Genomic DNA, 26,296 nt, shown 5'->3' with positions numbered 1-26,296 from the left:
CGCAAGCTCGTGACCATGCTCAACGCCATGGTCAAAACCAACAAACCTTGGGACACATCGCTTCACGGCGCTTGACTCGAAAGACGGTTACTCAGGCCTTGCCCTGGCTGGCCACAGCGGCAGCGGCCTTGGCAGCGGCTTCGGCGTCGCCCAGGTAGTAGGACTTGATGGGCTTCAGGTCGGCGTCGAGCTCGTAGACCAGCGGAATGCCGTTGGGGATGTTCACGCCGACGATGTCGTCGTCGCCGATGTTGTCCAGGTACTTGACCAGCGCGCGGATCGAGTTGCCGTGCGCGGCCAGCACGATGCGCTGGCCGGCCTTGATCGCCGGGGCGATCGCCTCGTTCCAGCACGGCAGCACGCGCGCGACCGTGTCCTTCAGGCACTCGGTCAGCGGGATCTGCTCGGGCGCGAGCCGGGCGTAGCGCGGGTCCTGGCGCTGGCCGCGCGGATCGTCCGACTCCAGCGACGGCGGCGGCGTGTCGTAGCTGCGGCGCCACACCAGCACCTGCGCATCGCCGTACTGCTTGGCCATGTCGGCCTTGTTCAGGCCCTGCAGGCCGCCGTAGTGACGCTCGTTCAGGCGCCAGTCCTTGACGACCGGCAGCCAGTCGCGGTCCATCGTGTCGAGGCAGTGGTTCAGCGTGTGGATCGCGCGCTTGAGCACCGAGGTGTAGGCCACGTCGAACTCGTAGCCGGCCTCCTTGAGCAGGCGGCCGGCCTGGCGGGCCTGCTCGACGCCGGTGGCGGTCAGCTCGACATCGGTCCAGCCGGTGAAGCGGTTTTCCAGGTTCCAGGTCGATTCGCCGTGGCGGATCAGCACGAGCTTGTACATGGCAGTCGGTGGTCTCGGGGTTGAAATTCGGCGCGAATTCTATAATCCGCGCCCTTGGCAACCCTTGCGCCCGGCCCGCTCCGGCGCCCCTTTCCGTGAACTTCCTTGTCGACAACTGGATCTGGCTGCTGAGCGCGGCCGCCTCGGGTGGTGCGCTGCTGTGGCCGACGATCGGTCGCGGTGGCGCCGACGCGGTCTCGCCGGCCGAGGCCGTGCAGCTGATGAACCGCGAGAAGGCGGTCGTCATCGACGTCTGCGAGCCCGCCGAGTTCGCCGCCGGCCACATCGGCCAGGCGCGCAGCATTCCTCTGGCGCAGCTCGAGGGCTCGAAGTCGCTGCCGACGAACAAGGCGCTGCCGCTGGTGATGGTCTGCGCCTCGGGCGTGCGGGCACGGCGTGCCGCGGCGCTGGCGCGCAGGCTCGGCCACGAGCGCGTGGTGGTGCTCGACGGCGGCATGAACGCCTGGCGCGAGGCCGGCCTGCCGGTGCGCAAGGACGCCTGACGCGGCCCAAGCCACCGCCGCGGGCGCGGACAAGGCGCCGGCACCGCGCCGGACCGCCGGCCCGCGGCCACAATCGGTCCTCCAGCCAGACGGCGCCGCGCCGGCGCCCAGCACACCGCCATGAACCACGTCAGGATGTACACCACCCAGGTCTGCCCGTACTGCATCCGCGCCAAGCAGCTGCTGCAGGCGCGCGGTGTCGCGCAGATCGAGGAGATCCGCGTCGACCTCGACCCGGACGAGCGCGCGCGCATGATGGAGATCACCGGCCGGCGCACCGTGCCGCAGATCTTCATCGGCGACACCCATGTCGGCGGCTGCGACGACCTGGTCGCGCTCGACCAGCGCGGCGGGCTCGCGCCGCTGCTGCAGCAGGCCTGAAACCCGGCTGACCGGCCCGGCAGGACGGCGCCGTCCGCACGCGACGGCGCCGCCGGACTGAGGGTTCCCCGCAACACCGGCTTCACGGACCGGGGGGAGGCGAGCGCACAATCGTGACTTTCGACCACAGGCGAAGGTCCGTCCTCGCCCGACCTCCGGTGACGTCCCCCCATTCGCAGCACGCTCCGACCGGCCGAGCGCTGGCCGCCCTGACGCTCGGCGCCCTGGGTGTCGTCTACGGCGACATCGGCACCAGTCCGCTGTACGCGCTCAAGGAAGTCTTCCACGCCGGTCATGTGCCGGTCACGCCGGACAACATCCTGGGCGTGCTGTCGCTGCTGTTCTGGACCATGACGACCATCGTCTCGGTCAAGTACGTGCTGCTGATCCTGCGCGCCGACAACAACGGCGAAGGCGGCCTGATCGCGATGCTCGCGCTGGCCACGCACGCGGTGCGCGAGCGCCCTCGCCTGCACGGCGTGCTGATGATGCTGGGCATGTTCGGCACGGCGATCTTCTACGGCGACGGCGTCATCACGCCGGCGATCTCGGTGCTGTCGGCGATGGAGGGCCTGGAGATCGCCGCGCCGGGGCTGCACGGCGTCGTGATGCCGCTGACGCTGCTGGTGCTCACCGGCCTGTTCTCGGTGCAGCGATTCGGCACCGGCGGCATCGGCAAGGCCTTCGGGCCGATCACGCTGGTGTGGTTCGGCGTGCTGGTGGCGCTGGGGCTGCCGCACATCGTCGAGCATCCGGCGGTGCTGGTGGCGCTGAACCCGCTGCATGCGGTGCGCTTCTTCGCCGCGCAGCCGATGGTCGCCTTCATCGGCCTCGGGGCCGTGGTGCTGTGCGTGACCGGCGGCGAGGCGCTCTATGCCGACATGGGCCACTTCGGCAAGCGTCCGATCCGCATCGCCTGGTACGGCTTCGTCATGCCGGCGCTGGTCGTCAACTACTTCGGCCAGGGCGCGATGCTGCTGCTCGATCCGTCGACGATCGAGAACCCCTTCTTCATGATGGCGCCGGACTGGGCCGCGCTGCCGCTGGTCGGCCTGGCCACCGCCGCCACCGTCATCGCCTCGCAGGCGCTGATCACGGCCGCGTTCTCGGTGACCAAGCAGGCCATCCAGCTGGGCCTCTTGCCGCGCATGCGCATCCTGCACACCTCGGTCAAGGACCTCGGCCAGATCTACATCCCCTTCGTGAACTGGGGGCTGTTCATGTTCATCGTGCTGGCGGTGGCGCTGTTCAAGTCCTCGACCAACCTAGCCTCGGCCTACGGCATCGCGGTGACGCTGGACATGACGATCACGACGATCATGACCTTCTACGTCATCCGCCACGGCTGGAAGTACCCGCTGCCGCTGTGCCTGGCCGCGACCGGCTTCTTCTTCGTCATCGACGTCTCGTTCTTCGCGTCGAACATGCTCAAGCTGCTGGGCGGCGGCTGGTTCCCGCTGGTGATCGGCATCGGCATGTTCACGCTGATGCTGACCTGGAAGCAGGGCCGCGCGCTGATGAGCCACCGCCTGCGCGACGAGGCCATCGAGCTGAACACCTTCCTGGAGGCCATCTTCGTGAACCCGCCGGTGCGGGTGCCCGGCACCGCGGTCTTCCTGTCGGCCGAGCCGGACATCACGCCCAACGCGCTGATGCACAACCTCAAGCACAACAAGGTGCTGCACGAGCACAACCTGTTCGTGACGGTGCGCCACCACGACATCCCGTGGATCGGCTTCGACCGACGCATCACGATGGACTCGCTCGGCCACGACTGCTGGCAGGTGACGCTGAACTTCGGCTTCAAGAACGAGCCCGACGTGCCCGAGGCGCTGAAGCTGCTGCGCGACCGCGGCGTTCCGCTCGACGACATGGACACCAGCTACTTCCTGTCGCGCGACATCGTGATGCCGACCTTCGGCGAGGGCATGGCGCTGTGGCGCGAGAAGCTCTTCGCCAACATGCACCGCAATGCCGCGGCGGCCGCCGACTTCCTCAGCCTGCCGACGAACCGGGTGGTCGAGCTGGGCTCGAAGGTCGAGATCTGACGGCCAGCGCCAGCAGCGCGCACGCCGCGCCGCACAGCACCCCGGCCGCATGCGCGGCCGGCGCGATCGCGATGTCCCAGCCCGGCGGCTGCACCAGCGCGGCCGCCCAGGGCCGCTCCGACAGCACCTTCGCCACCAGCCCCAGCCCCAGCGCCGCGCCGACCTGCCGCTCGGCGCGCGTGCGCCCCGGCTCGAGCACCAGCATCACCACCGCGACCGCGACGCCGGCGTGCAGCACGCCCGACAGCCCGCCGTAGCGGCGCAGCGCCGGCACCGCCAGCAGCGACAGATGGGTCAGCGGCCAGGCCAGCGCCCAGGCCAGCGCGGCCGCGCGCGTCAGCCGCGCCACCCGGCCGAGCAGCAGCACCAGCACCGCGCCGACCAGATCGGCCATCAGGTGACGCGCGCTGAAATGCACCCAGGCGGCGCTCCAGCAGCGCCACGGCTCGACGAGGACCAGCGCCGGCTGCCAGGAGAGCACCTGCCGCGCCAGCCCCGGCGACGCCCCGATCGCCGCGGCCGGCAGCGCCAGCAGCGCGCCGACCTGGCTCCAGCCGATGCGCCAGGCACCGGCCAGCCCGCGCACCGCCCGCCTCAGCCGAAGACCGCGCGCCACAGCGCCAGGCCGGCCTGGCGGTGCGCCGCCAGCTCGCCCAGCGCCTCGATCTCGAACTGGGTCGAGGCCTCGTCGAGCCGGGCGCGGTGCTGCGCGCGGCGCAGCTCGCGGTAGGCATCGGCCGCGTGGCGCCCGATGCCCTCGGGCAGCAGCCCGGCGCGCTCGGCGCGCTGCAGCAGCGCGATGTTGCCGACGTCGTCCTGCAGCGCGGGATGCGCGGCGCTGTGCGCCAGCACCAGCCACTGCACCGCGAACTCGATGTCCATCATGCCGCCGCGGCCGTGCTTGACGTCGAAGCGGGTCGGGCGCACCGGATGGGCCTCGCGCACCCGCTCGCGCATCGTGGCGATCTCGCGGCGCAGCGCCTCGTGGTCGCGCGGCGCGGTCAGCACCGCGCGGCGCACCTCCTCGAAGCGCGGCACCAGCCCGGCGTCGCCCGCGCACCAGCGCGCGCGGGTGATGGCCTGGTGCTCCCAGGTCCAGGCGGTGTTGCTGCCGCGGCCCTGCTGGTAGCGCGCGAAGGCCTCGATCGAGGTCACGAGCAGGCCGGAGTTGCCGTTCGGCCGCAGCGCGGTGTCGATCTCGTAGAGCGCGCCGGCGGCGGTGCGCAGCGACAGCCAGGTGATGACCTTGCGCGCGAAGGCGGCATAGACCTCGGGCGCACGCTCGTCGTCGTCGTCGTAGAGGAAGACGATGTCGAGATCGCTGCCGTAGCCCAGCTCCTTGCCGCCGAGCTTGCCGTAGGCGATGACCGCGAAGCGCGGCTGCTCGCGGTGGCGGTGGCGCAGGTGGCGCCAGGCCCAGTCCAGCGTCAGGTCCAGCGTCGCGTCGGCCAGCGCCGACAGGTCGTCGGCGACCTGCTCCACCGTGATCTCGCCCTCGACGTCGCGCACCAGCGTGCGGAAGGTCTCGGCATGGTGCGCGCGGCGCAGCGTGTCGAGCAGCTCGCCCTCGTCGGCCTCGCCGGAGCGCACCCAGGCCTGGTGGCGCGCCTCCAGGTCGCGCGCCAGCGCCGGCGCGTCGAAGCGCTCGCCCAGCAGCCGCACGTCGGCCAGCTCGTCGATGACGCCGGGATGCTGCATCAGGTAGCGCATCGGCCAGCGCGCCAGGCCCAGCAGGTGCAGCAGGCGCCCGAGCACCTCGCTGCGCTCGGCCAGCAGCGCCAGGTAGCTGTCGCGGCGCAGCAGCGGCTCGAGCCAGTCGATGAAGCGCAGCATCGCCGTGTCGCCGATGCCGGGCATGTCGCGGGTCAGCCGGCGCGCGCGCATCAGCAGCTTCGCCAGCCGCGCCCGGCCCTCGTCGCGCAGCAGCGCCACCCGCGGCGAGTCGACCAGCAGCTTCAGCCGCGCGGCCAGCTCCGGCGACAGGCCGTCGTGCAGCGCCGGGCTGTCGAGCGTCGGCGGCGGGCCGGAGCAGCCGCGGCAGGTGCCGCCGTGGCCGGGGCGCGGCGGCGCGCTGCGGCCCTCGTGCAGCAGCGCGTCGAACTCGTTGGCGACCAGCTCGCGGTGCGTGCACAGCGCGTCGAGCAGGTCGCAGGCCTCGGCGCTGCACGCCAGCCGCATCGACGCGGCGATCCAGCGCAGGTCGGCGTCGACCGTCGGCAGCAGGTGCGTCTGCTGGTCGTCGAGGTACTGGATGCGGTGCTCGACGCGGCGCAGGAAGGTGTAGGCCTCGCCGAGCCGGTCGGCGGTGTCCTGCGGGATCAGGCCGACCGTGGCCAGGCGCTGCAGCGCCTTCAGCGTCGGGCGGGTGCGGATCTCGGGGAACTGGCCGCCGCGCACCACCTGCAGCAGCTGCACGATGAACTCGATCTCGCGGATGCCGCCGCGCGAGAGCTTGACGTCGTTGGCGCGCTCGGGGCGGCCGGCGGCGCGGCGCATCGCCTCGTCGCGGATCTTCTGGTGCAGCTGGCGCAGGCCCTCGAAGACGCCGTAGTCCAGGTAGCGGCGGTAGACGAAGGGCGTGACCACGTCGCGCAGCGCCCTCGCCCGCCCCGAGGTGACCGCCTCGCGCGGCGCCACCACCCGGCTCTTGAGCCAGGCGAAGCGCTCCCACTCGCGGCCCTGCACCAGGAAATACTCCTCCAGCATCGCCAGGCTGACCACCGGCGGGCCGGAGTTGCCGTTCGGGCGCAGCGCCAGGTCGACGCGGAAGACGAAGCCGTCCTCGGTCAGGTCGCCGATCAGCGCGCGCAGCGTGCGCGCGACCTGCGAGAAGTACTCGTGCGCGGTGATCACGCCGGCGCCGCTGGCGCGGCCGGCGGTCATGCCGTCCTCCTCGTAGACATAGACCAGGTCGATGTCGGAGGAGACGTTGAGCTCGCGCGCGCCGAGCTTGCCCATGCCGACGATCCAGAAGTCGATCGGCTCGCCGGCGGCGGTGCGCGGCGCGCCGTGGCGCTCGTCCTGCTCGGCGCGGGCGAAGGCCAGCGCGGCCTCCAGCGTCACCTCGGCCAGCTCGGTCATCGCGCGGGTGACGGTCTCGACCGAGGCCTGCTGCTCGACGTCGAGCACCACCAGGCGCTCCATCACCAGCTGGCGCACGATGCGCAGCGCCGCGGCCAGCGGGCGGCCCTGCGCCAGCACGGTCTGCAGCGCGGCCTCCATCGTCTCGCGCACCGGCTCGCCCGGAGGCAGCCAGGCCAGGGAGTCGCCGCGCACGCGGCGCACGCGCTGCACGTAGCGGCTGTGATCCGCGCGAGCCCGCGGGGCGAGGGTGCCGTCGCCGGCTTCAGCAAGGGTATCGGTCGAATCCATTCGGGTCTGTGCTAGCTTCTCTGCTTCCATCCTGCCGGCGCCTGCGCTCGCTGCGTCCGTCTCGCTGCGTCCATGTCCACCCCCTCCCGATCGTCCGACGCCTCCGCCGAACCGACCGCCGACACCGACGTCGGCGCGCAGGGACATGCCGCGGCCGGCAGGGCCCGGCGCCTGCTGCGCGGCCTCGGTGCGGCGCTGGCAGGCCTGGCGATCATCCTGCTTGCGGCATGGCTGATCCTGCAATGGGGGATTCTGCCCCGCCTCGATGCCTGGCGCCCCTGGCTGGTGCAATGGGCCTCACGCGCGGTCGGACTGGACGTGAAGATCGACCGGATCGCCGTGCAGGGCGACCTGTGGGCGCCGGTGCTGCGGGTGGAGGGACTGCGGCTGAGCGGCGCGGACGGACGCGAGGCGCTGCGGCTGGGCCGCGCCGAGGCGGTGATCACGCCCGGCTCGCTGCTGCCGCGCTCGCTGCACGGCTGGCAGCCGCGGCTCGACCGGCTCGAGCTGTCGGCGCTGACGCTGGAGCTGCGCCGCGATGCCGGCGGGCGCATCCTGCTGGCGGGGCGGCCGCTCGAGGGCGGCGACCCGAAGGCCGACGACGGCGGCGGCCAGGCGCTGGTCGACTGGCTGGCGAGCCAGCCGCACGTCGCGCTGCACGACGCGCGGCTGCGCTGGATCGACGCGATGCGCCCGGACGCCGGCGCGCTCGAGCTCTCGGACGTCGACATCACGCTCGACAACCCCGGCCGGCGCCATGTCGCGCGGCTGCAGGCCACGCCGCCCGAGGGCTGGGGCCGGCGCTTCTCGGTCGAGGCCGATCTGGCCAGCCCGCGGCTGGCGGCGGCGCGCGGCATCTCGCCGGGCGACTGGCAGCGCTGGTCCGGCCAGCTGCGCGCCGACTGGCCGCAGGTCGACGTCAGCCGGCTGCGCCGCCATGTCGACCTGCCCTTCGACCTGCTGGCGGGGCGCGGCCGCCTGGCCAGCCGCATCGACGTCCGCGACGGCCAGCTGGTCCAGGCCGGGCTGGACCTGCAGCTCGAGACGGTGGCGCTGCGGCTGGCGCGCACGCTGCCGCCGCTGGCGCTGGGGCGCATCGCCGGCCAGCTCGCGCTCGCGCATGACGACGAGCGCGGCAGCCGCATCACCGCGCGCGCGCTGTCCTTCGAGCTGCCGGCCGAGGACGGCCAGCCGCAGGCGCGCTGGCCCGCCACCGACCTGACGCTGGCGCTGCAGGGCCCGCCGGGCCAGTGGCACGGCGGCACCTTCGAGGCCTCGCGGCTGGACCTGGCGCTGCTGGCGCGCTCGGCGCGGGCGGTGCCGCTGGGCGGACCGATGCGCCGGCTGCTCGCCGAGACCCGCCCGCTCGGCGAGGTGATCGGGCTGCACTACGAATGGAGCGGCGAGGCGGAGCTGCCCGAGCACTGGCGCGCGCGCGGTCGCACCGAGGGCCTGTCGCTGAGCGCCGAGCCGGCCACCGAGCAGCTCGAGCGCAGCGCCACGCCGGGGCGCCCGGGCCTGCACGGCGCGCAGGTCGACTTCGACGCCACCGAGCGCGGCGGGCGCGCCGGCGTGCGCATGGGCGAGGACGGCGCGCTGGAGTTTCCCGGCGTGTTCGACGAGCCGCGCGTGCCGGTGCGGCGGCTGCAGGCCGACGTGCGCTGGTCGCTGCGGCGCAGCGCGCCGGCGGCGCGGCCGGCCATCGAGGTCGAGGTGCGCCAGGCGCGCTTCGCCACCGCCGACGGCCAGGGCCAGTTCACCGGCCGCTGGAAGAGCGGCCCGCCCGAGGGCGAGCGCTTCGGCCGCGGCGGCTGGCTGCCCGGCCACCTCGACCTGGACGCGCGGGTCGAGACGCTGCGCGCCGACCGGGTGCACCGCTACCTGCCGCTGGGCATCGGCGCGCCGGTGCGCCATTACCTGGCCGGCGCGCTGCGCTCGGGCCATGCACGCGCGGTGCGCTCGCAGGTGCGCGGCGACGTGCTCGACTTTCCCTACACCGGCCGCGACGAGCCGGGACGCTTCCTGATCGAGGGCCGCTTCGACGGCGTCGCCTTCGACTCGGTGCCCGGCAGCCGCTGGCCCGCCTTCACCGACGCGTCCGGCCAGCTTCGCATCGACGGCAACCGGCTGACGCTGGGCGAGATCGAGGCCCGGCTCGGGCGCACCGGCAGCGGCCGCTTCGCGCTGCACGAGGTCGAGGGCGGCATCGCCGACTTCCTGCACGACCCGGTGCTGCGCCTGTCCGGCCGCGGCCACGGCCCGGCCGGCGACGTGGTGCGCTACCTGGTCGACAGCCCGGTCGACGGCTGGCTGGGCGACCTGTTCGCGCCGGTGCAGGCCGCCGGCGACGCCCGCCTGGCGCTGCAGCTGGAGATCCCGGTGCTCGATGCCGCGCGCACCACGCTGAAGGGCCGCGTCGAGCTGCAGGACGCGCGGCTGCGCATGCGCCCGGACACGCCGGAGCTGACGCAGCTGCACGGCAGCCTCGCCTTCAGCGAGCGCGACTTCGCGGTCGACGAGGCGCGCGCGCAGGTCGCCGGCGGGCCGCTGCAGTTCGCCGGCCGCCTCGGCGAGGACGGCCAGATGCGCCTGAGCGGCCAGGGGCGCGCCAGCGCCGCCGGGCTGCGCGCGCTCGACGAGCCGGCGGTGCTGCGCACGCTGCTGCAGCCCTTCGACGGCCAGGCCGACTACCGCATCGAGCTCGGCCTGGGCCGGCTGGGCACGCGGCTGGCGATCGACAGCGAGCTCGTCGGCCTGGCCTCGCGGCTGCCGGCGCCGCTGGACAAGCCGGCCGCGCAGCCGATGGCGCTGCGGGTGCGGCTCGAGCCGGGCGACAGCGGCACCGGCGCCGGCACCGAGCGGCTGCGCGTCGAGACCGGCCCGGCGGCGCAGCCGCTGCTGCGCGTGGCCTATCTGCGCGAGGCCGAGAGCGGGCGGGTGCTGCGCGGGCGCCTCGCGCTGGGCTCGCCGACGCCGGCCGACGGCGACCCCGACGGCCCGGCGCGCGGCGTCGACGCGGTGCTGGCGCTGCCGGCGCTGTCGCTCGACCGCTGGCAGCAGTGGTTCGACCAGGAGGCGCCGGCCGACTGGCGCGCGCTCTCCGCGCCGCCGACGGCCGCGGCCGCCGCCGTGCCGCCGCCCTCGCCCGCCTCGCCCGTCGCCGCGAGCCACCTGCCGACGCGGCTGCGGCTGCGCACCGCGGCGCTGACGCTGGGCGGGCGCCAGCTCGACCGGGTCGACGCGGCGCTGCAGCGCGACGTCACCCGCGCCGACCGCTGGCAGCTGCGCCTGACGGCCGACCAGATCGACGGCGAGGCCGACTACACCGAGGCCGCGCCCGGCCGGCCGGCGGCGCTGCGGGCGCGGCTGGCGCGGCTGATGCTGATGCCGCGCGCGGCCGGCGAGCCGCTGCCCGCGACGCTGACCCGCGCCGGCACGGTCGATGCCGACACCGGCGCGGCGGTGCAGCGCCTGCCGCAGCTCGACATCCAGGCCGAGGCGGTCGAGTTCGCCGGCAAGCCGCTCGGCCGGCTGGAGATGAAGGCCGGCCCGCGTCCGGGCGGCGGCTGGCAGATCGGCCGGCTGGCGCTGATCCGGCCGGAGGCGCGCCTGGAGGCGGTCGGGCTGTGGCTGCCGGCCGAGGCGGCGGCGGGCGATCCGGCCGGCCAGACGCGCATGACCTTCCGGCTCGACCTGGACGACGGCGGCGCGCTGCTCGACGCGCTGGGCTGGCCGGGGCAGATGCAGGGCGGGCGCGGCCACCTCGGCGGCCAGATCCAGTGGCCCGGCACGCCGACCGACTACGCCACCGCGCGGCTCGGCGGCCACCTGCGGCTGGATCTGGACCAGGGGCGCTTCCCGCAGGCCGATCCGGGCGCCGGGCGGCTGCTGGGCGTGCTGAGCCTGCAGTCGCTGCCGCGGCGCTTCCTGCTCGACTTCCGCGACCTGTTCCAGCGCGGCTTCGGCTTCGACCACATCGACGGCGACGTCTCGATCCGCCAGGGGCTGGCGAGCACGCGCAACCTGCGCATCCGCGGTCTGCAGGCGATGATCCTGACCGAGGGCAGCACCAGCCTGGCGCAGGAGACGCAGAACCTGCACGTCTGGGTCGTGCCCGACCTCAATGCCGGCGCGGCCTCGCTGGCCTATGCGGTGATCAATCCGGCCGTCGGCCTGGGCACGCTGCTGACGCAGATGGTGCTGAAGGGCCCGCTGGCCGATGTCGCCACCCGCGAGTTCCGCATCACCGGACGCTGGGACACGCCGGACGTGACCAGCGTCGACCGCAGCACCGGCGCCCGCCCCCGCCCCGACCAGGGCGCCGAGCCCGAGCCCGCGCAGGAGAAGAGGAGCACGCCATGAGCATGAAGATCGCCGCCGTCCAGATGGTCTCGGGCCCGCGCCCGGACAAGAACCTCGACCGCGCCGAGGCGCGGGTGGCCGAGGCTGCCGCGCAGGGTGCCGAGCTGGTGGCGCTGCCGGAATACTTCTGCCTGATGGGCCTGCGCGACCGCGACAAGCTGGCCATCGCCGAGCCCGACGGCAACGGGCCGATCCAGCGCCGGCTGGCGCAGATCGCGGCGCGCCACCGGGTCTGGCTGGTGGCGGGCTCGCTGCCGCTGGCGGTGCCGGGCGACGCCGATCACGCCACCAACACCACGCTGGTCTTCGACCCCGAGGGCCGGCGCGCCGGGCGCTACGACAAGATCCATCTGTTCCGCTTCGACGACGGCGAGCGCCGCCACGACGAGGCCGCGACGCTGCGCGCCGGCCACGCCCCGCTGGCGCTGGACATCACCGCCCGCGACGGCCGCGCGCACCGCACCGGCATCACCATCTGCTACGACCTGCGCTTCCCCGAGCTGTACCGCCAGCTCGCCAGCCCGCCGTGCAGCCTGATGGTGGTCACCGCCGCCTTCACCTGGCCCACCGGCCAGGCGCACTGGGAACTGCTGCTGCGCGCCCGCGCGGTGGAAAACCAGTGCTGGCTGCTGGCCAGCGCGCAGGGCGGCCAGCACGAGAACGGCCGCCGCACCTGGGGCCACTCGATGATCGTCGACCCCTGGGGCCAGATCGTCGCCGAACTCCCCGAGGGCGAAGGCATCGTCGTCGCCACGCTGGACGAGCAGCGCACCGCCGAGATTCGCACCCGGCTGCCGGCGCTGGAGCATCGGCGGCTCTGACCGGCCGGCCGGGCCGCGGATCCGCCAAATACGCCCCCGAACGCGGGCGAATGAAAAGCCGCGTCCGGCCTGCCGCACACCGCGCGCCTAGACTGGGCGGGTCCATTTCCTACGTCACAGAAAGGCCCATTCCATGAAAGCACTGATCGCCCTGGCGCTCCTCGCCTCGACCCTCACCGGCTGCGCGGTCTACACGCCCGCCGGCTCCGTCGTCATCGACCCGGCCGGCCGGCACGACTCGGGCGGCGGCGGCGGTCAGGGCAAGTTCTGCCCTCCGGGTCAGGCCAAGAAGGGCAACTGCTGAGCTTGGGGGCTGGCTGCTCGGGCTGGTGGCGGCCGAAATCCGCATTCGGCTGCCGGCGCTGGAGCAGCGGCCGATGTGATAAATTCATCACATCCTGCGCAGCTTCACAGGGCCACAAAAAATTCTCGCGATCACCATTGCCAACCGCCATTACAACGACGGCGTCAACGTCGAACCCTGCCGCCCAATTTGAAATAAAATTTCAGGCATCAAAACACAACTAAATTTGCAGGGTCAGCAGCGATTGCAAATAATTTCAGGAGCGCCATACGATGCACATTCGAGTCTGGAATAAATTCATCGGCACGAACCCATCGGCGACAATTTTTGGAGCGGTTGTGTCGTCGATGCTCCCTCCCTCACTGAGGCTGGACAAGAACGGAAACAATTTACCAACGCCATACAAACTGTTCTGCGAATGGATGGATGCATCTACGGTAGGGACATGGTCCGCAACGGCGGTGCCACAGGGCTTCGTTATTGGCGTCATTGATCAAGTCGATAAAGCAAATATTCTCGCAGTTTATGGACCAACCAGACATCGAGGATTCAAGATTGCAGGGATGTCTGTCCCGGTCCTGAGTTACACAGATGGAAGCTACGCAAACCTGGCTTTAGCGCGCGGCTATCAGCTCAATATATAGTCATGCCATTAAGACCATCGAGCAGCGGCAAACACAGCAACCCAAACCGCCCGACAAGTTATTTTATTACCGCGATTGCATGAAAACTCCACAAAATGGTCGCGCACTTAAATTACTCGTCAAAAATTTATTTTTCAGGGCGCCAATAAATTTTTCACAACCACCCTACCAAAACCCCAAAAAAATCGACACCAATGTCGATTCGCGGAAGGAACAAGACAAAATGAACGAAGTCAAGATAGTACAGAAAATGCGGCCCATAGAATACAATGACAAAAACGGGCTGGAAAATCAATCCGAAAATTTTTCCGAACTAGTCTACTCCGAGACAGGAGAACCAGTCCCCGACGGGACATACATTATCACCCAGAACGGGAAAAACATAATGTGCACCATCCATGGGCACAGATTAATGTTTGACGAAGCAATAAAACAAACATCGCCAATATTTATATTAGAAAAAATCAGATAAGCCCACAGAAAATATCGCAGAACGTCTATGCCGTTCCGCATTCCTAGGCTCGCAGTGGTGGCATAGAAAATAGTAGCTTGGCCAGGGTTGCGCTGGTGACGATCGGAGCGGCACTGCGATTCGTACCCAGGCAGCAGTCATGGCGCGAGGCGTCGTTCGGTTCGTATGGCCGAATCGCGCCCCAGCCAGCCCATAGCGTTCCGGCCTACGCGCAAACCGGACGCCCGCCGATCGCGCCGACACCTCGGCGAAGCGAGACTTGGGCGACGCACCCGAGGTGCGCCCGAGAGATCGTCAACCCGAGGTCGTCACGCGGCCCGCACGAGGAACCTGCCATGTCCAATCCCTGGCTGAAGAAGAACCCGTTCATGAGCATGTGGCTCAGCGCCGCCAACAGCGTGGCGAACACCGCGCGGGGTCAGGCGACCCGTCAGGCCCGGCGCAACGCCAGCGCGGCCGCGGCCCAGGCCGGCAGCAGCCTCTTCTCGTTCTGGACCCAGGCCATGGGCCTGACGGCAAAATCGGCTCACCGCAAGAAACGCTAGGAACGGGCCCGCCATGCACAGCACCATTCTGTCGTTCTGGTTCGAGGAGCTGCAGCCCGCGCAGTGGTGGCGCGTCGACGCCGCGCTGGACGAGCGCATCCGCACGCAGTTCGGCGCGCTGCATCAGGCCGCCCACGCGGGCGAGCTGGCCGCGTGGCGCGATCAGCCGGACGGGCGGCTGGCCGAGATCATCGTGCTCGACCAGTTCTCCCGGAACATCCACCGCGGCACGCCGCTGGCCTTCGCCTGCGACCCGATGGCGCTGGCCCTGGCGCAGGAGGCGGTTCGCGCCGGCGCGGACCGGGCGCTGCCCGTCGAGCGCCGCGCCTTCCTGTACATGCCCTACATGCACAGCGAATCGGCCCGCATCCACCAGGACGCCGAGCGGCTGTTCCGCACGCAGGCGCCGCAGGCCAATCACCAGGCCGAACTGCAGCACAAGGCCATCATCGACCGCTTCGGCCGCTATCCGCACCGCAACGCCATTCTCGGCCGCACCTCCAGCGCGGAGGAGCTGGCGTTCCTGCAGCAGCCGGGGTCGAGCTTCTAGGGCGCGTGGCTCCTGCGACCCGTCATGCCCGCGAAGGCGGGCACCCACGCGGGGTGATGACGGGTTTTGGCGGGCGTGGGTCCTCGCCTGCGCGAGGATGACGAGGGGGGGGGCTGGCGTCCAGCGTCAGGCCGCGCCCTGCCCCAGCCGGCTCCACACCCAGCGGCCGCTGCCGCGCAGCTTGCGCAGCAGCCAGTCGGTGCTCATCTGCACCGGCGGGCCCATGTCGGACGGATCGAAGGCCCGGAAGACGGTGCGCGGGTGCAGCAGCGAGAACAGGTAGCGCAGCCAGCCCTCGCGGCCCTCGCGGCGGCGCACCAGGAAGGCGTGCAGGTCCGCCAGGCCGTGGCGGTAGCGCAGCCCGGTGCGCCAGTGCACCGCCGGCGGCATCGCGGCGCGGCCGCACACCTCGTCGTACACCCGCGCCGGCAGGTTCATGCCGGCACGCGCCAGCAGCAGGCTCGCGCCGCTGGCGCGCGGGTTGATCTCCAGCAGCCACATGCGGCCGGTGCGCGGGTCGCGGCGGAAGTTCATCGAGACCATGCCGCGCAGCCGCAGCCGGCGCAGCATCGCGCCGGCCTCGGCCTCGAGGTCGGGCATCGACACCGTCTCGAGATGGCTGGCCGCGCCGAAGTCGGCCGGCCAGGTGCGCAGCGTGCGCGTCGTCGCCACCAGCACCGGGCTGCCGCCGCGCGCGATGCAGGCATGCACCGTCCACTGCTCGTCCACGTCGCCCGGCACATGGTCCTGGATCACCAGATGCTCCAGCCCCTGCGGCGCGAGCTGGCAGCACAGCCGCATCAGCGCGTCGGCATCGTCGATGCGCACCGCGCAGCGCCGCGCCAGCGCCGGGTCGATGCCCGGGCGGTGCCAGCTGCCCGCCTGCGAGGGCTTGACCACCACCGGATAGGCCAGCACGCGCCCGAGCGCCTCGACCTCCTCGAGCGTGCGCGGCGCGTGCAGCGCCGGCACCGGCAGCTCGTGCTGGCGCGCCAGCTCGGCGAAGCGGCGCTGGTCCTGCAGCCGCGCGATCATGTCCGGCGACGACGACACCCACAGCGCGGTGCCGACCAGATCGGCATGCAGCGCCACCAGCGCGCGCAGGTCCGGATCGGCCGACGCGAACACCGGCAGCGCCTGGCCGTGGCGCATGCGCAGCTCGCGCAGCACCTTCAGCAGCCGCTCGGGCTGCAGCGTGAAGTCGCGCGCGCAGATGAACTCGATGCAGTGCCGCGAGTAGCCCGAGGGCGGGAACGGGTACTCGCCGACGACGATCACCGGCACTCCGGCCCGCCCCAGCGATCGCACCAGGTTCAGGTCGGCGCCAGGCGCGCCTCGGCAGGCCAGCACGACGGCCGGCAGCGGATTCGTGGAGGTCGGACGGAGCGGGTTCATGACGGTGTCGCGCTGGCCTGAAATGAAAGACTGCGACGCGATCGTCGCCGCTGGATCGTGCGGCGTCGTCCCCTCAACACGGGGACCGCCGCGATCCCGAGGGCCCGGCGCGGTGCATTTGCACGCCACGGGCCCCCTCGCCACGCATGCGCTCAGCGCCGGCCGAACATCATGTGGCGCGCCAGCAGCGACTTCAGCGGCCCGGCCTGCTCCAGCGCCGCCAGCGCCGAGCCGCGCAGCGTGCCCAGCCCCGGCAGGTTCCAGGTGAAGCTGCGGGCGAGGAAGTCGGTGGCGGCGATCATCGCCCAGCGGTCGGGCGCGCGCTGCCACTCGACCCGGCGCAGCGCCTGGTCCACGTCGTCGCTGGCGGCCAGGCGGCGCACCAGCTCGTGCGCGTCGCGCAGACCCAGGTTCAGGCCCTGGCCGGCGACCGGGTGCAGCGTCTGCGCCGCGTTGCCGATGCGCACCGTGCGGCCGCGCACCAGCGTGCGCTCGGCATTGAGCCCGAGCGGGAAGCACTTCAGCGGCCCGATGCCCGCCAGCCGTCCGACCTCGCCCGGCAGCAGGTGCGTCAGCACCGCCAGCCGCTGCGCCTCGTCCAGCCCGACGACCGGATCGTCGCCGCTGTCGACGCACCAGACCAGCGAGAAGCGCCGACGCGTCGCCTGCCCCGGACGCTCGATCAGGCCGGGCAGCGGCAGCAGCGCCACCGGCCCGTGCGGCGTGAAGCGCTCGTAGGCGCAGCCGGGCTCGCCGCCCTCGACCTCGACGGTGCCGACCCAGGCGCTCTGGCGGTAGTCGCGGGTGACGGCGCGGCGCGCCTGCTCGGTGTAGACGCCGCCCTCGGCGATGACCGCCAGATGGTGCGTCTCGACCAGCCGGCCGCGCTCGCCGGAGGGGTCCGCGCCCTCGCCGGGCAGCTCGGTGGCCAGGTCGACCTCGACGCCGGCCGGCACGGTGCGCACGTCCAGCACCGGCCGCCCCCACGGTGCAGACAGGCGCTGCGGCTCGCGCGCACAGGCCGCCAGCCAGGCCGCGCGCATCGGCGCGACCAGCCGGCCGTAGGGAATGACCGCGCCGAGCTGCTCGACGCGCTCGTCCTCGGCGCGGATGCGCAGCGCCGGTGCCGCGCCGCGCCCGAGCAGCTCCATCAGCCCGGGCTGCTGCTGCGAGACATGCACGCAGCGGATCGGCTCGGCCTGCTCGGCCATGGCGTCCCAGACGCCGAGCCGGCGCAGCTCGACCACGCTGCCCTGCGACAGCGCCAGCGTGCGCGGGTCGGCGGTCACGTCATGCGAGGCGGGCAGGCGGTCGTGCACGCAGATGCGCGCCTGCGGCAGGCGCCGCGCCGCATGCAGCGCCAGCGCCAGCCCGACCGGGCCGGCCCCGATCACCGCCAGATGCAGCGGCGCTGATGGCGCTGATGGCGCGGACGGGGAGGAAGAGGAGGAAGCGGCAGGAACGGTCTCGGAGGCGGCAGTCATCGATGGCGGGTCTTGTGGGCATCCTCGGTCACCGCCGGCGCAGGCCGGGACCGAGACCGCATTTTCCCCGCGATCCAGCGCGCCGTCAGCTTCATCGCCGGCCAGGGGTCGGACACGCTGAACGTCTGGCAGACCATCGGCCGGTGCAGCAGCGAGCGCAGCCAGGCGAGCGGGCCCAGCAGGCCCTCGGCGCGGTACTGGCGCATCGCGTGCCAGTCCTTCAGCGCGTTGACGTACCAGCGCCCGGCCTGGCCGCGCAGCGGCTGCGGCGGCATCGACAGCCCGCAGGCCTCGCGCCAGGCCAGCCACGGCAGGTTCACGCCGCAGCGCGTCGTCAGGATGCCCCACTGGCTGACGCGCGGATTGATCTCCAGCAGCACGAAGCGGCCGTCGCGCGCGTCGCGCTTGAAGTTCATGTTGGCGATGCCGCGAAAGCCGATGCGCTGCAGGATCTCGAGCGCCTGCGCCTCCAGCGCCGGCTCGTCCAGGCTCTCGACGAAGCAGCCGCTGCCGGCGTGCGGCGGCCAGATGCGCCACTTGCGCCCGCCGAACACCGCCTGCACCCGGCCTTCGCGGTCGATGTAGGCGTGCACGTCGAAATGCTCCTCGTCGGGGCCGTCGACGAATTCCTGCACCAGCGTGGCCGCGCGCAGCGGCAGCAGCTGCGCGCACAGCGCCATCAGCTCGTCGGCCGACTCGACCCGGATCGCCTTGGCGCGACGCACCGACGCCGGCAGCGCCGTCTGGTGCCACCAGGCCACCGGCGTGGCCGGCTTGACGATGGCCGGATAGCGCAGCCGCTCGGACGCCTCGCGCGCCTCGGACAGCGTCTCGGGCGCGAAGCCCAGCGGCACCGGCAGCGCCTGCGCGACCGCGAGCCGGTCGAAGGCCTGCTTGTCCATCAGCGTCCGGGTCAGCGCCGCCTCCGGCCAGGTCGGCACGAAGCAGGTGGCGCCCTGCTCCTGCAGCGTCAGCATCGCCTGCAGGTCCGGATCGGCCGACGGGATCACCGGCAGCGGCTCGCCGTGGCGCTGCGCCAGCGTCTCGAGCACGTCCCGCAGCCGCTCGGGCATGCGCGCGAAGTCCGGCACGCGGATGAACTCGCAGCAGTGGCGCGACAGGCTCGCCGGCGGCGCTTCATGCTCGCCGATCAGGATCACCGGGATGCCGACCGCGCCGAGCGCGCGCACCACGTTCATGTCACCCTCGACCGCCCCGATGCAGGAAAGCACCACGCACGGCAACGGATCGACGGGAAGGATCGGTCGGGACATGGGCGGCTCCGGTTTCTTGTGTCCCCGGGATTGTCGGGGACCCCGAGGCCGGACTGTGCCCGCCTCAGGTACGGGCTGCAGTGACCTGAGTCACACCTTCGGCCGAAGATTGGTTCGGAGGCGTATCAGGTGTGTCCGCCGGCGCATCGGCCTCGGCCTGCGCCAGCCGGCGCGACTGGCGAGACTGGCGCAGCCGCTCGGCCGCGAGCATCGCCGCGCTGGCGATCCGGTTGCCCGGCACCAGCAGCGCGCCGAGATGGCGCCGCCCGGGCCACAGCTTGCTGATGAAGGAGTCGGCCGACGCGCCGCTCTCGAACATCGTCAGGTTCGGGCAGCGCTCGCGGCCCTGGCGGATGAACTCGATCTCGTTGAGCATGCCGGGCCCGAACTTGCGCAGCTCCGGATCCCAGCCCACCTTGAAGGCGAAGCCCATCGTGCCGGAGACGAAGTTGCAGGTCGACGCGACCGCCCGGCCGTCGATCCTCAGCTCGGTGAACAGCGCCCGGCCCTCGCGGTCGAAGCGCGCGACCATCTCGCGGAAGAAGGCCTCCTCGGCCGGCACCGAGCGCACCGAGGTGCCCGATTCGCCCTTCCAGCCCTGGTGCTCGAGGTGCAGGAAGTTCTCGACCGCCGATTCCGGCAGCGGACCGTCCTGGCCGAGGCAGTGCCAGCTCAGCTCGCCCATTTCCGCCAGGCGACGCCGGCAGCGGTTGACCTCGTTGAGCTTCTTGCCGAGCAGCTCGCGCAGCATGTCCTCGCCGCAGCGGCTCATGTCGAGCATCGCGCGCTCCTGCGGGCCCAGGCGCAGCATCGACAGGGCGCGCGCGCCGGTCTGGCGCTCCAGGGCCTGCGCCAGCACGCCGTCGCAGTCGGTCTTCGGCAGCACCAGGCCCTGCCAGGGCGACAGGCCGCCGATGGCGCGCATCAGCGCAGCGACCGCCGCGTCCAGCATCTCGGCATCGAGCAGCAGCCCGCCGAGGAAGCTGTGGCAGGACAGGTAGGCGCTCAGGTGCGGCCACGGAAAGCTGCGGCTGCCCGGACTGCGCCGGAAGACGCCGACGCCGGCGAGCTCGCGGCCGCTGCCCTCGCGGGCCTCGATCCACGCGATCACCGGCCGCAGACCGGCATCGAGATGGCGCAGCGCCGGCAGCACGAAGTTCGGCGACAGGTAGACATTGGGCTCGGCGGCACGCGATTCCAGCCCGGCCCAGGCCTGCAGGTCACGCTCGTCGAGCTCCTCGATGCGGCGCCAGCGCACCTCGAGGCGGCCGGCGGCCCCGCTCGGCCGCTCCTGCGCGGCCTGGATCACGCCAGCCATGTGTGCACGCGGCGCCGACGGGGCGCCCCCCTGAAACGGCTGATGACGACTGACCATGTTCTTGTCGATGGATCCCACGACTCCCCCCTCTGAACGGCTGCGGCCCCCCCTGTGCACGGGGGCGTGCCTCTGCGCGTGGATTGGCAGACGAGGGTTGTACCCCAGATCTCAGGGATCGGATGCACCGGCCACCCCCGTGAGTAAGTGTCTGTAACCCAGACGTTGCGCCAAGCTTAAGCCAGACTGAAGCCGGTTGACAAGCGTGGCAAATCACCACGCCCTGGCGTGAACTCTGCTCGGTCCGCGACGGAATCAGCGCTCAGATCGAAAGCGGATCGACATCGAGAGCCCAGCGCAGGATTCGGGCTTCTCCGGTACCAGCAGCCGCCTCGGCCAGCACCGGCTGCCAGCGCGCCAGCAGCCGGTGCAGCGCCTGGCGAGACGAGGCCTCGAGCAGCATCTGCGCACGCTCGACATCCGCCACGCGCTGGATGGGCGCGGGCACCGGCGGGAAGATCAGCACCTCGGCCGCCTCGGGCCAGTCCAGCGTCGCCGCCGACACCGCATCCAGGAAGGCGCAGGCGGCCTGCTGGCTGCGGGCCTCGGCGCGCAGCAGGGCCTGGAAGGCGTAGGGCGGCATCGCCGCCGATTCGCGCTCGAGCAGCTGCGCGGCGGCGAAGGCCGGGTAGTCGTGCCGGCGCAGCGCCGCATAGAGCGGATGCGCCGCATGCCAGGTCTGCAGCCAGATCTCGCTGCGCCCGGCCAGCTCGGCATCGCGCCCGGCGCGCCCGCCGGCCTGCATCAGCAGCGCGAACAGCCGCTCGGGGGCGCGGAAGTCGCTGGAGAACAGCGCCGCGTCGGCCTGCACCGCCGCCACCAGCGTCATGCGGCGGAAGTCGTGGCCCTTGGCGACCATCTGCGTGCCGACCAGCACGTCGATCTCGCCGTCGTGCACCTGCGCGAGCTGGCTCTCCAGGCTGCCCTTGTGGCGGGTGGTGTCGGCATCGATGCGGCCGATGCGTGCCCCCGGCAGCAGCTCGGCGATCTGCTCCTCGAGCCGCTCGGTGCCGCGACCCATCGGCTGCAGGTCCGGGTCGCCGCAGCTCGGGCAGGCGAAGGGCACGCGCTCGGAGAAGCCGCAGTGGTGGCAGCGCAGCGTGCGGTCGCTGCGGTGGAAGACCCGCCAGGCGCTGCAGTGTGCGCAGTCGCTCTTCCAGCCGCAGGAGGTGCAGTGCAGCACCGGCGCGTAGCCGCGGCGGTTCAGCAGCACCAGGCTCTGCTCGCCGCGCTCCAGGCGCTCGCGCATGGCATCCACCAGGGGCGGCGCCAGCGGCTGGCTGTAGACCGCGCGCTTGCCGAACTGCGCGGCGATGCGTGCCAGATCGACGGTGCGCACCCGCGGCAGCGCGCCGCCGCCGATGCGCGCGGGCATGTCCAGGCGGCGGTAGCGCCCCGCCCCGCCCTCGGCCGCCGGCAGCGCGTTGTGCCAGCTCTCCAGCGAGGGCGTGGCCGAGCCGAGCAGCACCGGCACCCCCTCGGATCGGCCGCGCCAGACCGCCAGGTCGCGGGCCGAGTAGCGTGCGCCCTCCTGCTGCTTGTAGGACGGGTCGTGCTCCTCGTCGATCACGATCAGGCCCAGGCGCGGCAGCGGGGCGAAGATCGCCATGCGCGTGCCCAGCACCAGGTCGGCGCGCCCCAGGTGCGCCGCCAGCCAGCCCTGCAGCCGCTGCGCCGGCGTCAGGCCGCTGTGCAGCGACACCAGGCGCCGGCCGGGAAAGCGCGCCGCAAAGCGCGCCTCCAGCTGCGGCGTCAGGTTGATCTCGGGCACCAGCACCAGCACCTGGCCGCCGGCCTCGAGCACCCGCGCGGCCTCGCGCAGATAGACCTCGGTCTTGCCGCTGCCGGTGGCGCCGAACAGCAGCACCGGCCCGGGCGGCATCGCCGCGAGCTGCGCCAGCACCTCGCGCTGTTCGGCGGAGGGCTCGGGCAGCGGAGCGGCGACGGCAGGATCGGCCGACGGGGACGCTGCGGCCTTTGCGGCATCCCGGTCGAGCTTGTCGCTGCGGCGCAGCCGGCGCGCGAGCTGGGTGGCGTCGAGCTCGCGCAGATCGGGCGGCAGCGCGCCCAGCGCCACCTCGCCGAGGCTGCGCTGGTAGTAGCCGGCCGCGAAGGCCGCCAGCCGGCGCCAGGCCTCGCCCAGCGGCGGCAGCGCGTCCAGCACCTGGGCGATCTCGCGCAGCGCGACCGCCGCGCCCTCGCCGTCCGGACTGGCCGCCTCGTCGCCCGGGCCCCAGACGATGCCGCAGACCTCGCGCCGGCCCAGCGGCACCCGCACCAGCGTGCCCGCCGGCCAGGCCTCGGGCGCCAGATAGTCCAGCAGCGGATCGAGCCGGCTGTGCCGCGGCAGATCCACCAGCACCTTCAGCCGCACGGTCGTCCGGCCGGGCTGTGAATATTCCGTGACACTTTCCACCGAAGCTGTGGATAACTCTGTAGAGAAGTCCTGACGAGCCGTTTCAAGTCCTTGTCGTGCAAGGACTTTCTACAGATTGCCTCAAAAACGGGCAGTCGCCGCCGCGCGCATCGCCCGCGAATGGCGATGCACCGTCTCGACCAGCACGCTGACCGACTCCGGCGGGGTGTACTGGCTGATGCCGTGGCCGAGGTTGAAGACATGGCCGGCATGCGGGCCGAAGCTCTCGAGCACGCGGACGGCCTCGCGCTCGATCGCCTCCGGAGTGCCGAACAGCACGTTCGGATCGAGGTTGCCCTGCAGCGCGACCTTGTGGCCGACCTGCTCGCGGGCGCGGCCGAGGTTGACGGTCCAGTCCAGGCCCACCGCATCGGTGTCGCTGGCGGCGATCTCGTCCAGCCACAGGCCGCCGCCCTTCGTGAAGACGATGCGCGGGATCTGCACGCCGTCCTGGTCGCGCTTGAGCTGCGCCAGCACGCGCCGGGTGTAGGCGAGGCTGAATTCCTGGAAGGCGCCGTCGGCCAGCACGCCACCCCAGCTGTCGAAGATCATCACGGCCTGCGCGCCCGCCTCGATCTGGGCGTTCAGGTAGGCGGCGACCGAGTCGGCGTTGACCGCCAGGATGCGGTGCATCAGGTCGGGCCGGCGATACATCAGCGACTTGACCTGGCGATAGTCGTCGCTGCCGCCGCCCTCGACCATGTAGCAGGCCAGCGTCCACGGGCTGCCGGAGAAGCCGATCAGCGGCACGCGGCCACTCAATGCCCTGCGGATCGAGCTCACCGCATCGAACACATATTGCAGCTTCGCCATGTCCGGAACCGCCAGGTCCGCGACCGCGGCCTCGTCGCGGACCACCTTGGCGAACTTCGGGCCTTCGCCGGCCTGGAAGCTCAGGCCCAGGCCCATCGCGTCGGGCACGGTCAGGATGTCGGAGAACAGGATCGCGGCGTCCAGCGCATAGCGCTCCAGCGGCTGCAGCGTGACCTCGGTGGCGTAGTCGACGTTGGTGGCCAGGCCCATGAAGCTGCCGGCCTTCGCGCGCGTGGCGCAGTACTCCGGCAGGTAGCGGCCGGCCTGGCGCATCAGCCAGACGGGCGTGTGATCGGTGGGCTGGCGGCGCAGCGCGCGCAGGAAGTTGTCGTTCAGGAGAGGGGCGTGCATGGTGGCGGGATTGTAGGAGCGCGCCTGCCTGCGGACCGTCATCCCGCCCTCAGCCGGCTGCGCTAGTCTTGACCTGTGTCGAAGCGCGCAGCCTGACACACTTTCACAGTGAAGACACCTTCGGAGGGATCCCTGATGTTCCTGCGCCTCTTTTCATGGTCATGGCTGCGCCTGGGTGCGGCCATGCTGTTCGCCGCCGCGCTGTCGGGCTGCGGCTACAACGACTTCCAGCGCCTGGACGAGCAGGTCAAGTCGGGCTGGGCCGAGGTGCTCAACCAGTACCAGCGCCGCGCCGACCTGGTGCCCAACCTGGTCGCCACCGTCAAGGGCGAGGCCAGCTTCGAGCAGGACACGCTGACGAAGGTGGTCGAGGCCCGCGCGAAGGCCACCTCGATCCAGGCCACGCCGGAGCTGATCAACGACCCCGCCGCGTTCAAGCGCTTCCAGGACGCACAGGGCGAGCTCTCCGGCGCGCTGAGCCGCCTGCTGGTCGTCACCGAGAACTACCCGAACCTGAAGGCCAACCAGGCCTTCCAGGACCTGCGCGTGCAGCTCGAGGGCACCGAGAACCGCATCACCGTGGCGCGCAACCGCTACATCAAGGCGGTGCAGGACTACAACATTCTCGCCCGCAGCTTCCCGACCAACCTGACCGCGATGATCTTCAGCTATCCCGTCAAGCCGAGCTTCACGGTCGCCAACGAGGCCCAGATCAGCGCACCGCCGACGGTCAGCTTCGACAAGCCGGCCCCGGCGGCGTCGCGCTGAGCCGGTCATGAGGACCGCGCGCGGCTTCCTGCGCTGGCTGGCCGGGTGCCTGCTGCTGCTGGCCCTGGGCGCACAGGCCCAGGACCTGCAGCCGGTGCCGGCGCTGTCGGACCGGGTGATCGACCAGGCCGGCGTGCTCGGCAGCGGCCGTGCCGCGCTGGTCGAGCAGCTCGCGCGCATCGAGCGCGAGACCGGCGCGCAGCTGGTGGTGCTGACGGTGGCCACCACCCAGCCCGAGGACATCGCCGCCTATGCGCACCGGGTGGCCGACCAGTGGAAGATCGGCCGGCGCGAAGTCGGCGACGGCCTGCTGATCGTCGTGGCGGTGCAGGACCGGCGCATGCGCATCGAGGTCGCCAGGACGCTCGAGGGCGCGATTCCCGACGTGGTGGCGGGCCGCATCATCCGCGAACGCATGGCGCCGGCCTTCCGCCAGGGCGACTACGCCGGCGGCGTCGCCGCGGCAGTCACGCAGCTCGACGGCCTGATCCGCGGCGAGCGGCTGCCCGCCCCCGCCACGCAGGGCGAGAGCGGCTCGCACGGGCCGGCCGACACCGGGCAGGACGAGGTCTTCACCTGGGTCGTCTTCTGCGTGATCGCGGTGCCGGTCATCGCGCGCACGCTGGTCGGCCTGTTCGGGCGCCTGCTCGGGCCGCTGCTCAGCGGCGGCGCCTGCGCGCTGCTGGGCGGGCTGCTCAGCGGCGGCCTGCTGGCGGTCAGCATCGGACTGGGCCTGGTGGGCCTGCTGGTCGGGGCGCTGATGGCCTTCATCTCGGCGGTGTCGCGGGTGACGGCCGGGCGCGGCCCCTTCGGGCCGGGCGGCTTCGGCGGCGGCTCCTGGGGCAGCGGCTCGTCGTCGTCGGGCGGCGGCGACTTCTCGTCGGGCGGCGGCGGCGACTTCGGCGGCGGCGGCTCGTCGGGCAGCTGGTGAGCGCGGACGGCGCCGGAGGAAGGAATGCAAGGATGATGAGCGACACCGTGCTGCGCATGCTGCGCCATCTGGCCACCGGCCGGCGGGCGGTGCGCCGCGCGCTCGACGACGCGGCGCTGCAGCGGCTGCAGCAGGCCATCGCCACCAGCGAACAGGGCCATGACGGCCAGATCCGCCTGTGCGTCGAGGCGGCGCTGCCCTGGCGCTACCTGCGCGGGCGGGCCCGCCCGCGCGACCGGGCGCTGGCGATGTTCTCGAAGCTGCGCGTCTGGGACACCGAGCGCAACAACGGCGTGCTGGTCTACCTGCTGCTGGCCGACCGCGCGATCGAGGTGGTCGCCGATCGCGCGCTGCACCGGCAGATCGGTCCGGCCGACTGGCAGGCGCTGGTCGAAGCGATGCGCCCGCTGCTGGCCGAAGGGCGGCACGAGCAGGCGCTGCAGAGCGCGATCGCCACGCTCGACGGCTGGCTGCGCCGTCTGCCGGCGGCCGCCGCCGGCCCGGAGCGCATCAACGAGCTGCCCGACCAGGTCGACCTGCGCTGAAGGCGCTCCGCGCGCGACACGAGGCGCACGGACCAATGACAACGCCCGCGAGGCGTGAGCCTTCGCGGGCGCTGGGGTCGTCGGTGTCCGCCTGCGGCCAGGCCGCG

Annotated in this window: 20 protein-coding genes; 11 read left to right on the top strand and 9 right to left on the bottom strand. The window is 72.1% G+C overall.

Features of this window, described 5'->3' with window-relative positions:
- Nucleotides 1-91: 91 nt before the first annotated feature.
- Complete coding sequence (gene gpmA, locus HNQ01_RS11245) at nt 92-835, bottom strand: 2,3-diphosphoglycerate-dependent phosphoglycerate mutase (RefSeq protein ID WP_173805512.1); 744 nt, start codon at nt 833-835, stop codon at nt 92-94.
- Nucleotides 836-930: 95 nt separating this feature from the next.
- Here gpmA and HNQ01_RS11240 point away from each other — a divergent pair, with 95 nt between their 5' ends.
- The 3 genes from HNQ01_RS11240 to HNQ01_RS11230 all read left to right on the top strand — a co-directional run bounded on the left by HNQ01_RS11240 (nt 931) and on the right by HNQ01_RS11230 (nt 3,767).
- Nucleotides 931-1,338, top strand: a complete 408-nt coding sequence (locus HNQ01_RS11240) for a rhodanese-like domain-containing protein (RefSeq protein ID WP_173805511.1) — start codon at nt 931-933, stop codon at nt 1,336-1,338.
- Between the two features lie 120 nt (nt 1,339-1,458).
- Nucleotides 1,459-1,719 carry a glutaredoxin 3 gene (gene grxC / locus HNQ01_RS11235; RefSeq protein ID WP_173805510.1) on the top strand — a complete coding sequence of 87 codons (261 nt, stop codon included), beginning with the start codon at nt 1,459-1,461 and terminating at the stop codon, nt 1,717-1,719.
- Between the two features lie 158 nt (nt 1,720-1,877).
- A complete protein-coding gene (locus tag HNQ01_RS11230) occupies nt 1,878-3,767 on the top strand; it encodes a potassium transporter Kup (protein ID WP_173805509.1) in 1,890 nt (629 codons plus the stop codon).
- Here HNQ01_RS11230 and rrtA read toward each other — a convergent pair.
- Together rrtA and glnE are read right to left on the bottom strand one after the other, a co-directional pair.
- Nucleotides 3,715-4,383 carry a rhombosortase gene (gene rrtA, locus HNQ01_RS11225; RefSeq protein WP_173805508.1) on the bottom strand — a complete coding sequence of 223 codons (669 nt, stop codon included), beginning with the start codon at nt 4,381-4,383 and terminating at the stop codon, nt 3,715-3,717. The two genes, HNQ01_RS11230 and rrtA, sit on opposite strands and share 53 nt — an antisense overlap.
- Nucleotides 4,362-7,139, bottom strand: a complete 2,778-nt coding sequence (glnE, locus tag HNQ01_RS11220; RefSeq protein WP_173805507.1) for a bifunctional [glutamate--ammonia ligase]-adenylyl-L-tyrosine phosphorylase/[glutamate--ammonia-ligase] adenylyltransferase — start codon at nt 7,137-7,139, stop codon at nt 4,362-4,364. Before glnE ends, rrtA begins: the two co-directional genes overlap by 22 nt.
- Before the next feature lie 72 nt (nt 7,140-7,211).
- Between glnE and HNQ01_RS11215 the strand changes: the two genes are divergently transcribed.
- From HNQ01_RS11215 to HNQ01_RS11195, 5 genes are all read left to right on the top strand, one after another.
- Complete coding sequence (locus HNQ01_RS11215) at nt 7,212-11,501, top strand: YhdP family protein (RefSeq protein ID WP_173805506.1); 4,290 nt, start codon at nt 7,212-7,214, stop codon at nt 11,499-11,501.
- Between the two features lie 2 nt (nt 11,502-11,503).
- Nucleotides 11,504-12,322, top strand: coding sequence for a carbon-nitrogen hydrolase family protein (locus HNQ01_RS11210; protein WP_173805533.1), 819 nt, complete (start codon nt 11,504-11,506; stop codon nt 12,320-12,322).
- 133 nt (nt 12,323-12,455) lie between these two features.
- On the top strand, nt 12,456-12,626 hold the full coding sequence (locus tag HNQ01_RS11205) for a hypothetical protein (RefSeq protein WP_173805505.1): 171 nt from the start codon (nt 12,456-12,458) through the stop codon (nt 12,624-12,626).
- A gap of 1,451 nt (nt 12,627-14,077) precedes the next feature.
- Entirely contained in the window at nt 14,078-14,287 is a 210-nt protein-coding gene (locus tag HNQ01_RS11200; protein WP_173805504.1) for a hypothetical protein, read from the top strand.
- A gap of 13 nt (nt 14,288-14,300) precedes the next feature.
- Nucleotides 14,301-14,837, top strand: a complete 537-nt coding sequence (locus HNQ01_RS11195) for a DUF924 family protein (protein ID WP_173805503.1) — start codon at nt 14,301-14,303, stop codon at nt 14,835-14,837.
- Between the two features lie 126 nt (nt 14,838-14,963).
- On the opposite strand, the gene HNQ01_RS11190 is transcribed toward HNQ01_RS11195, so the two are convergent.
- From HNQ01_RS11190 to hemE, 6 genes are all read right to left on the bottom strand, one after another.
- Nucleotides 14,964-16,232, bottom strand: coding sequence for a carboxylate--amine ligase (locus HNQ01_RS11190; protein WP_173805502.1), 1,269 nt, complete (start codon nt 16,230-16,232; stop codon nt 14,964-14,966).
- A gap of 152 nt (nt 16,233-16,384) precedes the next feature.
- Nucleotides 16,385-17,716, bottom strand: a complete 1,332-nt coding sequence (locus HNQ01_RS11185; RefSeq protein ID WP_173805501.1) for an FAD-dependent monooxygenase — start codon at nt 17,714-17,716, stop codon at nt 16,385-16,387.
- The gene (locus HNQ01_RS11180; protein WP_173805500.1) at nt 17,713-18,990 is read right to left on the bottom strand and encodes a carboxylate--amine ligase; all 1,278 of its coding nucleotides are present in this window, start codon (nt 18,988-18,990) and stop codon (nt 17,713-17,715) included. Before HNQ01_RS11180 ends, HNQ01_RS11185 begins: the two co-directional genes overlap by 4 nt.
- Nucleotides 18,991-19,054: 64 nt before the next feature.
- Nucleotides 19,055-20,308: a GNAT family N-acetyltransferase gene (locus tag HNQ01_RS11175; RefSeq protein WP_173805499.1), complete on the bottom strand. Its 1,254-nt coding sequence runs from the start codon at nt 20,306-20,308 to the stop codon at nt 19,055-19,057.
- Nucleotides 20,309-20,627: 319 nt separating this feature from the next.
- Nucleotides 20,628-22,739 (bottom strand): primosomal protein N', encoded by a 2,112-nt coding sequence (locus HNQ01_RS11170; RefSeq protein ID WP_173805498.1) that lies wholly within the window; start codon nt 22,737-22,739, stop codon nt 20,628-20,630.
- 123 nt (nt 22,740-22,862) lie between these two features.
- Nucleotides 22,863-23,945, bottom strand: a complete 1,083-nt coding sequence (gene hemE, locus HNQ01_RS11165) for a uroporphyrinogen decarboxylase (protein ID WP_173805497.1) — start codon at nt 23,943-23,945, stop codon at nt 22,863-22,865.
- A 135-nt stretch (nt 23,946-24,080) separates the two neighbouring features.
- Between hemE and HNQ01_RS11160 the strand changes: the two genes are divergently transcribed.
- Genes HNQ01_RS11160 through HNQ01_RS11150 form a run of 3 tightly spaced genes read left to right on the top strand, consistent with a single transcriptional unit; the run spans nt 24,081 to nt 26,189 of the window.
- Nucleotides 24,081-24,713, top strand: coding sequence for a LemA family protein (locus tag HNQ01_RS11160; protein ID WP_173805496.1), 633 nt, complete (start codon nt 24,081-24,083; stop codon nt 24,711-24,713).
- Between the two features lie 7 nt (nt 24,714-24,720).
- Nucleotides 24,721-25,644, top strand: a complete 924-nt coding sequence (locus HNQ01_RS11155) for a TPM domain-containing protein (protein ID WP_173805495.1) — start codon at nt 24,721-24,723, stop codon at nt 25,642-25,644.
- 35 nt (nt 25,645-25,679) lie between these two features.
- Nucleotides 25,680-26,189 (top strand): TPM domain-containing protein, encoded by a 510-nt coding sequence (locus tag HNQ01_RS11150; protein ID WP_286180701.1) that lies wholly within the window; start codon nt 25,680-25,682, stop codon nt 26,187-26,189.
- Nucleotides 26,190-26,296 lie beyond the last annotated feature (107 nt).

Source organism: Sphaerotilus uruguayifluvii, assembly GCF_013294065.1.
GTDB lineage: Bacteria > Pseudomonadota > Gammaproteobacteria > Burkholderiales > Burkholderiaceae_C > Sphaerotilus > Sphaerotilus uruguayifluvii.
Note: the sequence above shows the minus strand (reverse complement) of the source record. Positions and strands in the feature narration are given on the sequence as shown.

Bases quoted from the DNA above. Each gene is read 5' to 3' on its own strand.
- HNQ01_RS11185 (WP_173805501.1), bottom strand. From the start codon at position 17,716: ATGACTGCCGCCTCCGAGACCGTTCCTGCCGCTTCCTCCTCTTCCTCC.
- HNQ01_RS11210 (WP_173805533.1), top strand. From the start codon at position 11,504: ATGAAGATCGCCGCCGTCCAGATGGTCTCGGGCCCGCGCCCGGACAAG.
- HNQ01_RS11200 (WP_173805504.1), top strand. From the start codon at position 14,078: ATGTCCAATCCCTGGCTGAAGAAGAACCCGTTCATGAGCATGTGGCTC.
- HNQ01_RS11205 (WP_173805505.1), top strand. From the start codon at position 12,456: ATGAAAGCACTGATCGCCCTGGCGCTCCTCGCCTCGACCCTCACCGGC.
- HNQ01_RS11215 (WP_173805506.1), top strand. From the start codon at position 7,212: ATGTCCACCCCCTCCCGATCGTCCGACGCCTCCGCCGAACCGACCGCC.
- grxC (WP_173805510.1), top strand. From the start codon at position 1,459: ATGAACCACGTCAGGATGTACACCACCCAGGTCTGCCCGTACTGCATC.
- HNQ01_RS11150 (WP_286180701.1), top strand. From the start codon at position 25,680: ATGAGCGACACCGTGCTGCGCATGCTGCGCCATCTGGCCACCGGCCGG.
- HNQ01_RS11155 (WP_173805495.1), top strand. From the start codon at position 24,721: ATGAGGACCGCGCGCGGCTTCCTGCGCTGGCTGGCCGGGTGCCTGCTG.
- HNQ01_RS11160 (WP_173805496.1), top strand. From the start codon at position 24,081: ATGTTCCTGCGCCTCTTTTCATGGTCATGGCTGCGCCTGGGTGCGGCC.
- gpmA (WP_173805512.1), bottom strand. From the start codon at position 835: ATGTACAAGCTCGTGCTGATCCGCCACGGCGAATCGACCTGGAACCTG.
- HNQ01_RS11175 (WP_173805499.1), bottom strand. From the start codon at position 20,308: ATGGCTGGCGTGATCCAGGCCGCGCAGGAGCGGCCGAGCGGGGCCGCC.
- hemE (WP_173805497.1), bottom strand. From the start codon at position 23,945: ATGCACGCCCCTCTCCTGAACGACAACTTCCTGCGCGCGCTGCGCCGC.
- HNQ01_RS11180 (WP_173805500.1), bottom strand. From the start codon at position 18,990: ATGTCCCGACCGATCCTTCCCGTCGATCCGTTGCCGTGCGTGGTGCTT.
- HNQ01_RS11190 (WP_173805502.1), bottom strand. From the start codon at position 16,232: ATGAACCCGCTCCGTCCGACCTCCACGAATCCGCTGCCGGCCGTCGTG.
- glnE (WP_173805507.1), bottom strand. From the start codon at position 7,139: ATGGATTCGACCGATACCCTTGCTGAAGCCGGCGACGGCACCCTCGCC.
- HNQ01_RS11195 (WP_173805503.1), top strand. From the start codon at position 14,301: ATGCACAGCACCATTCTGTCGTTCTGGTTCGAGGAGCTGCAGCCCGCG.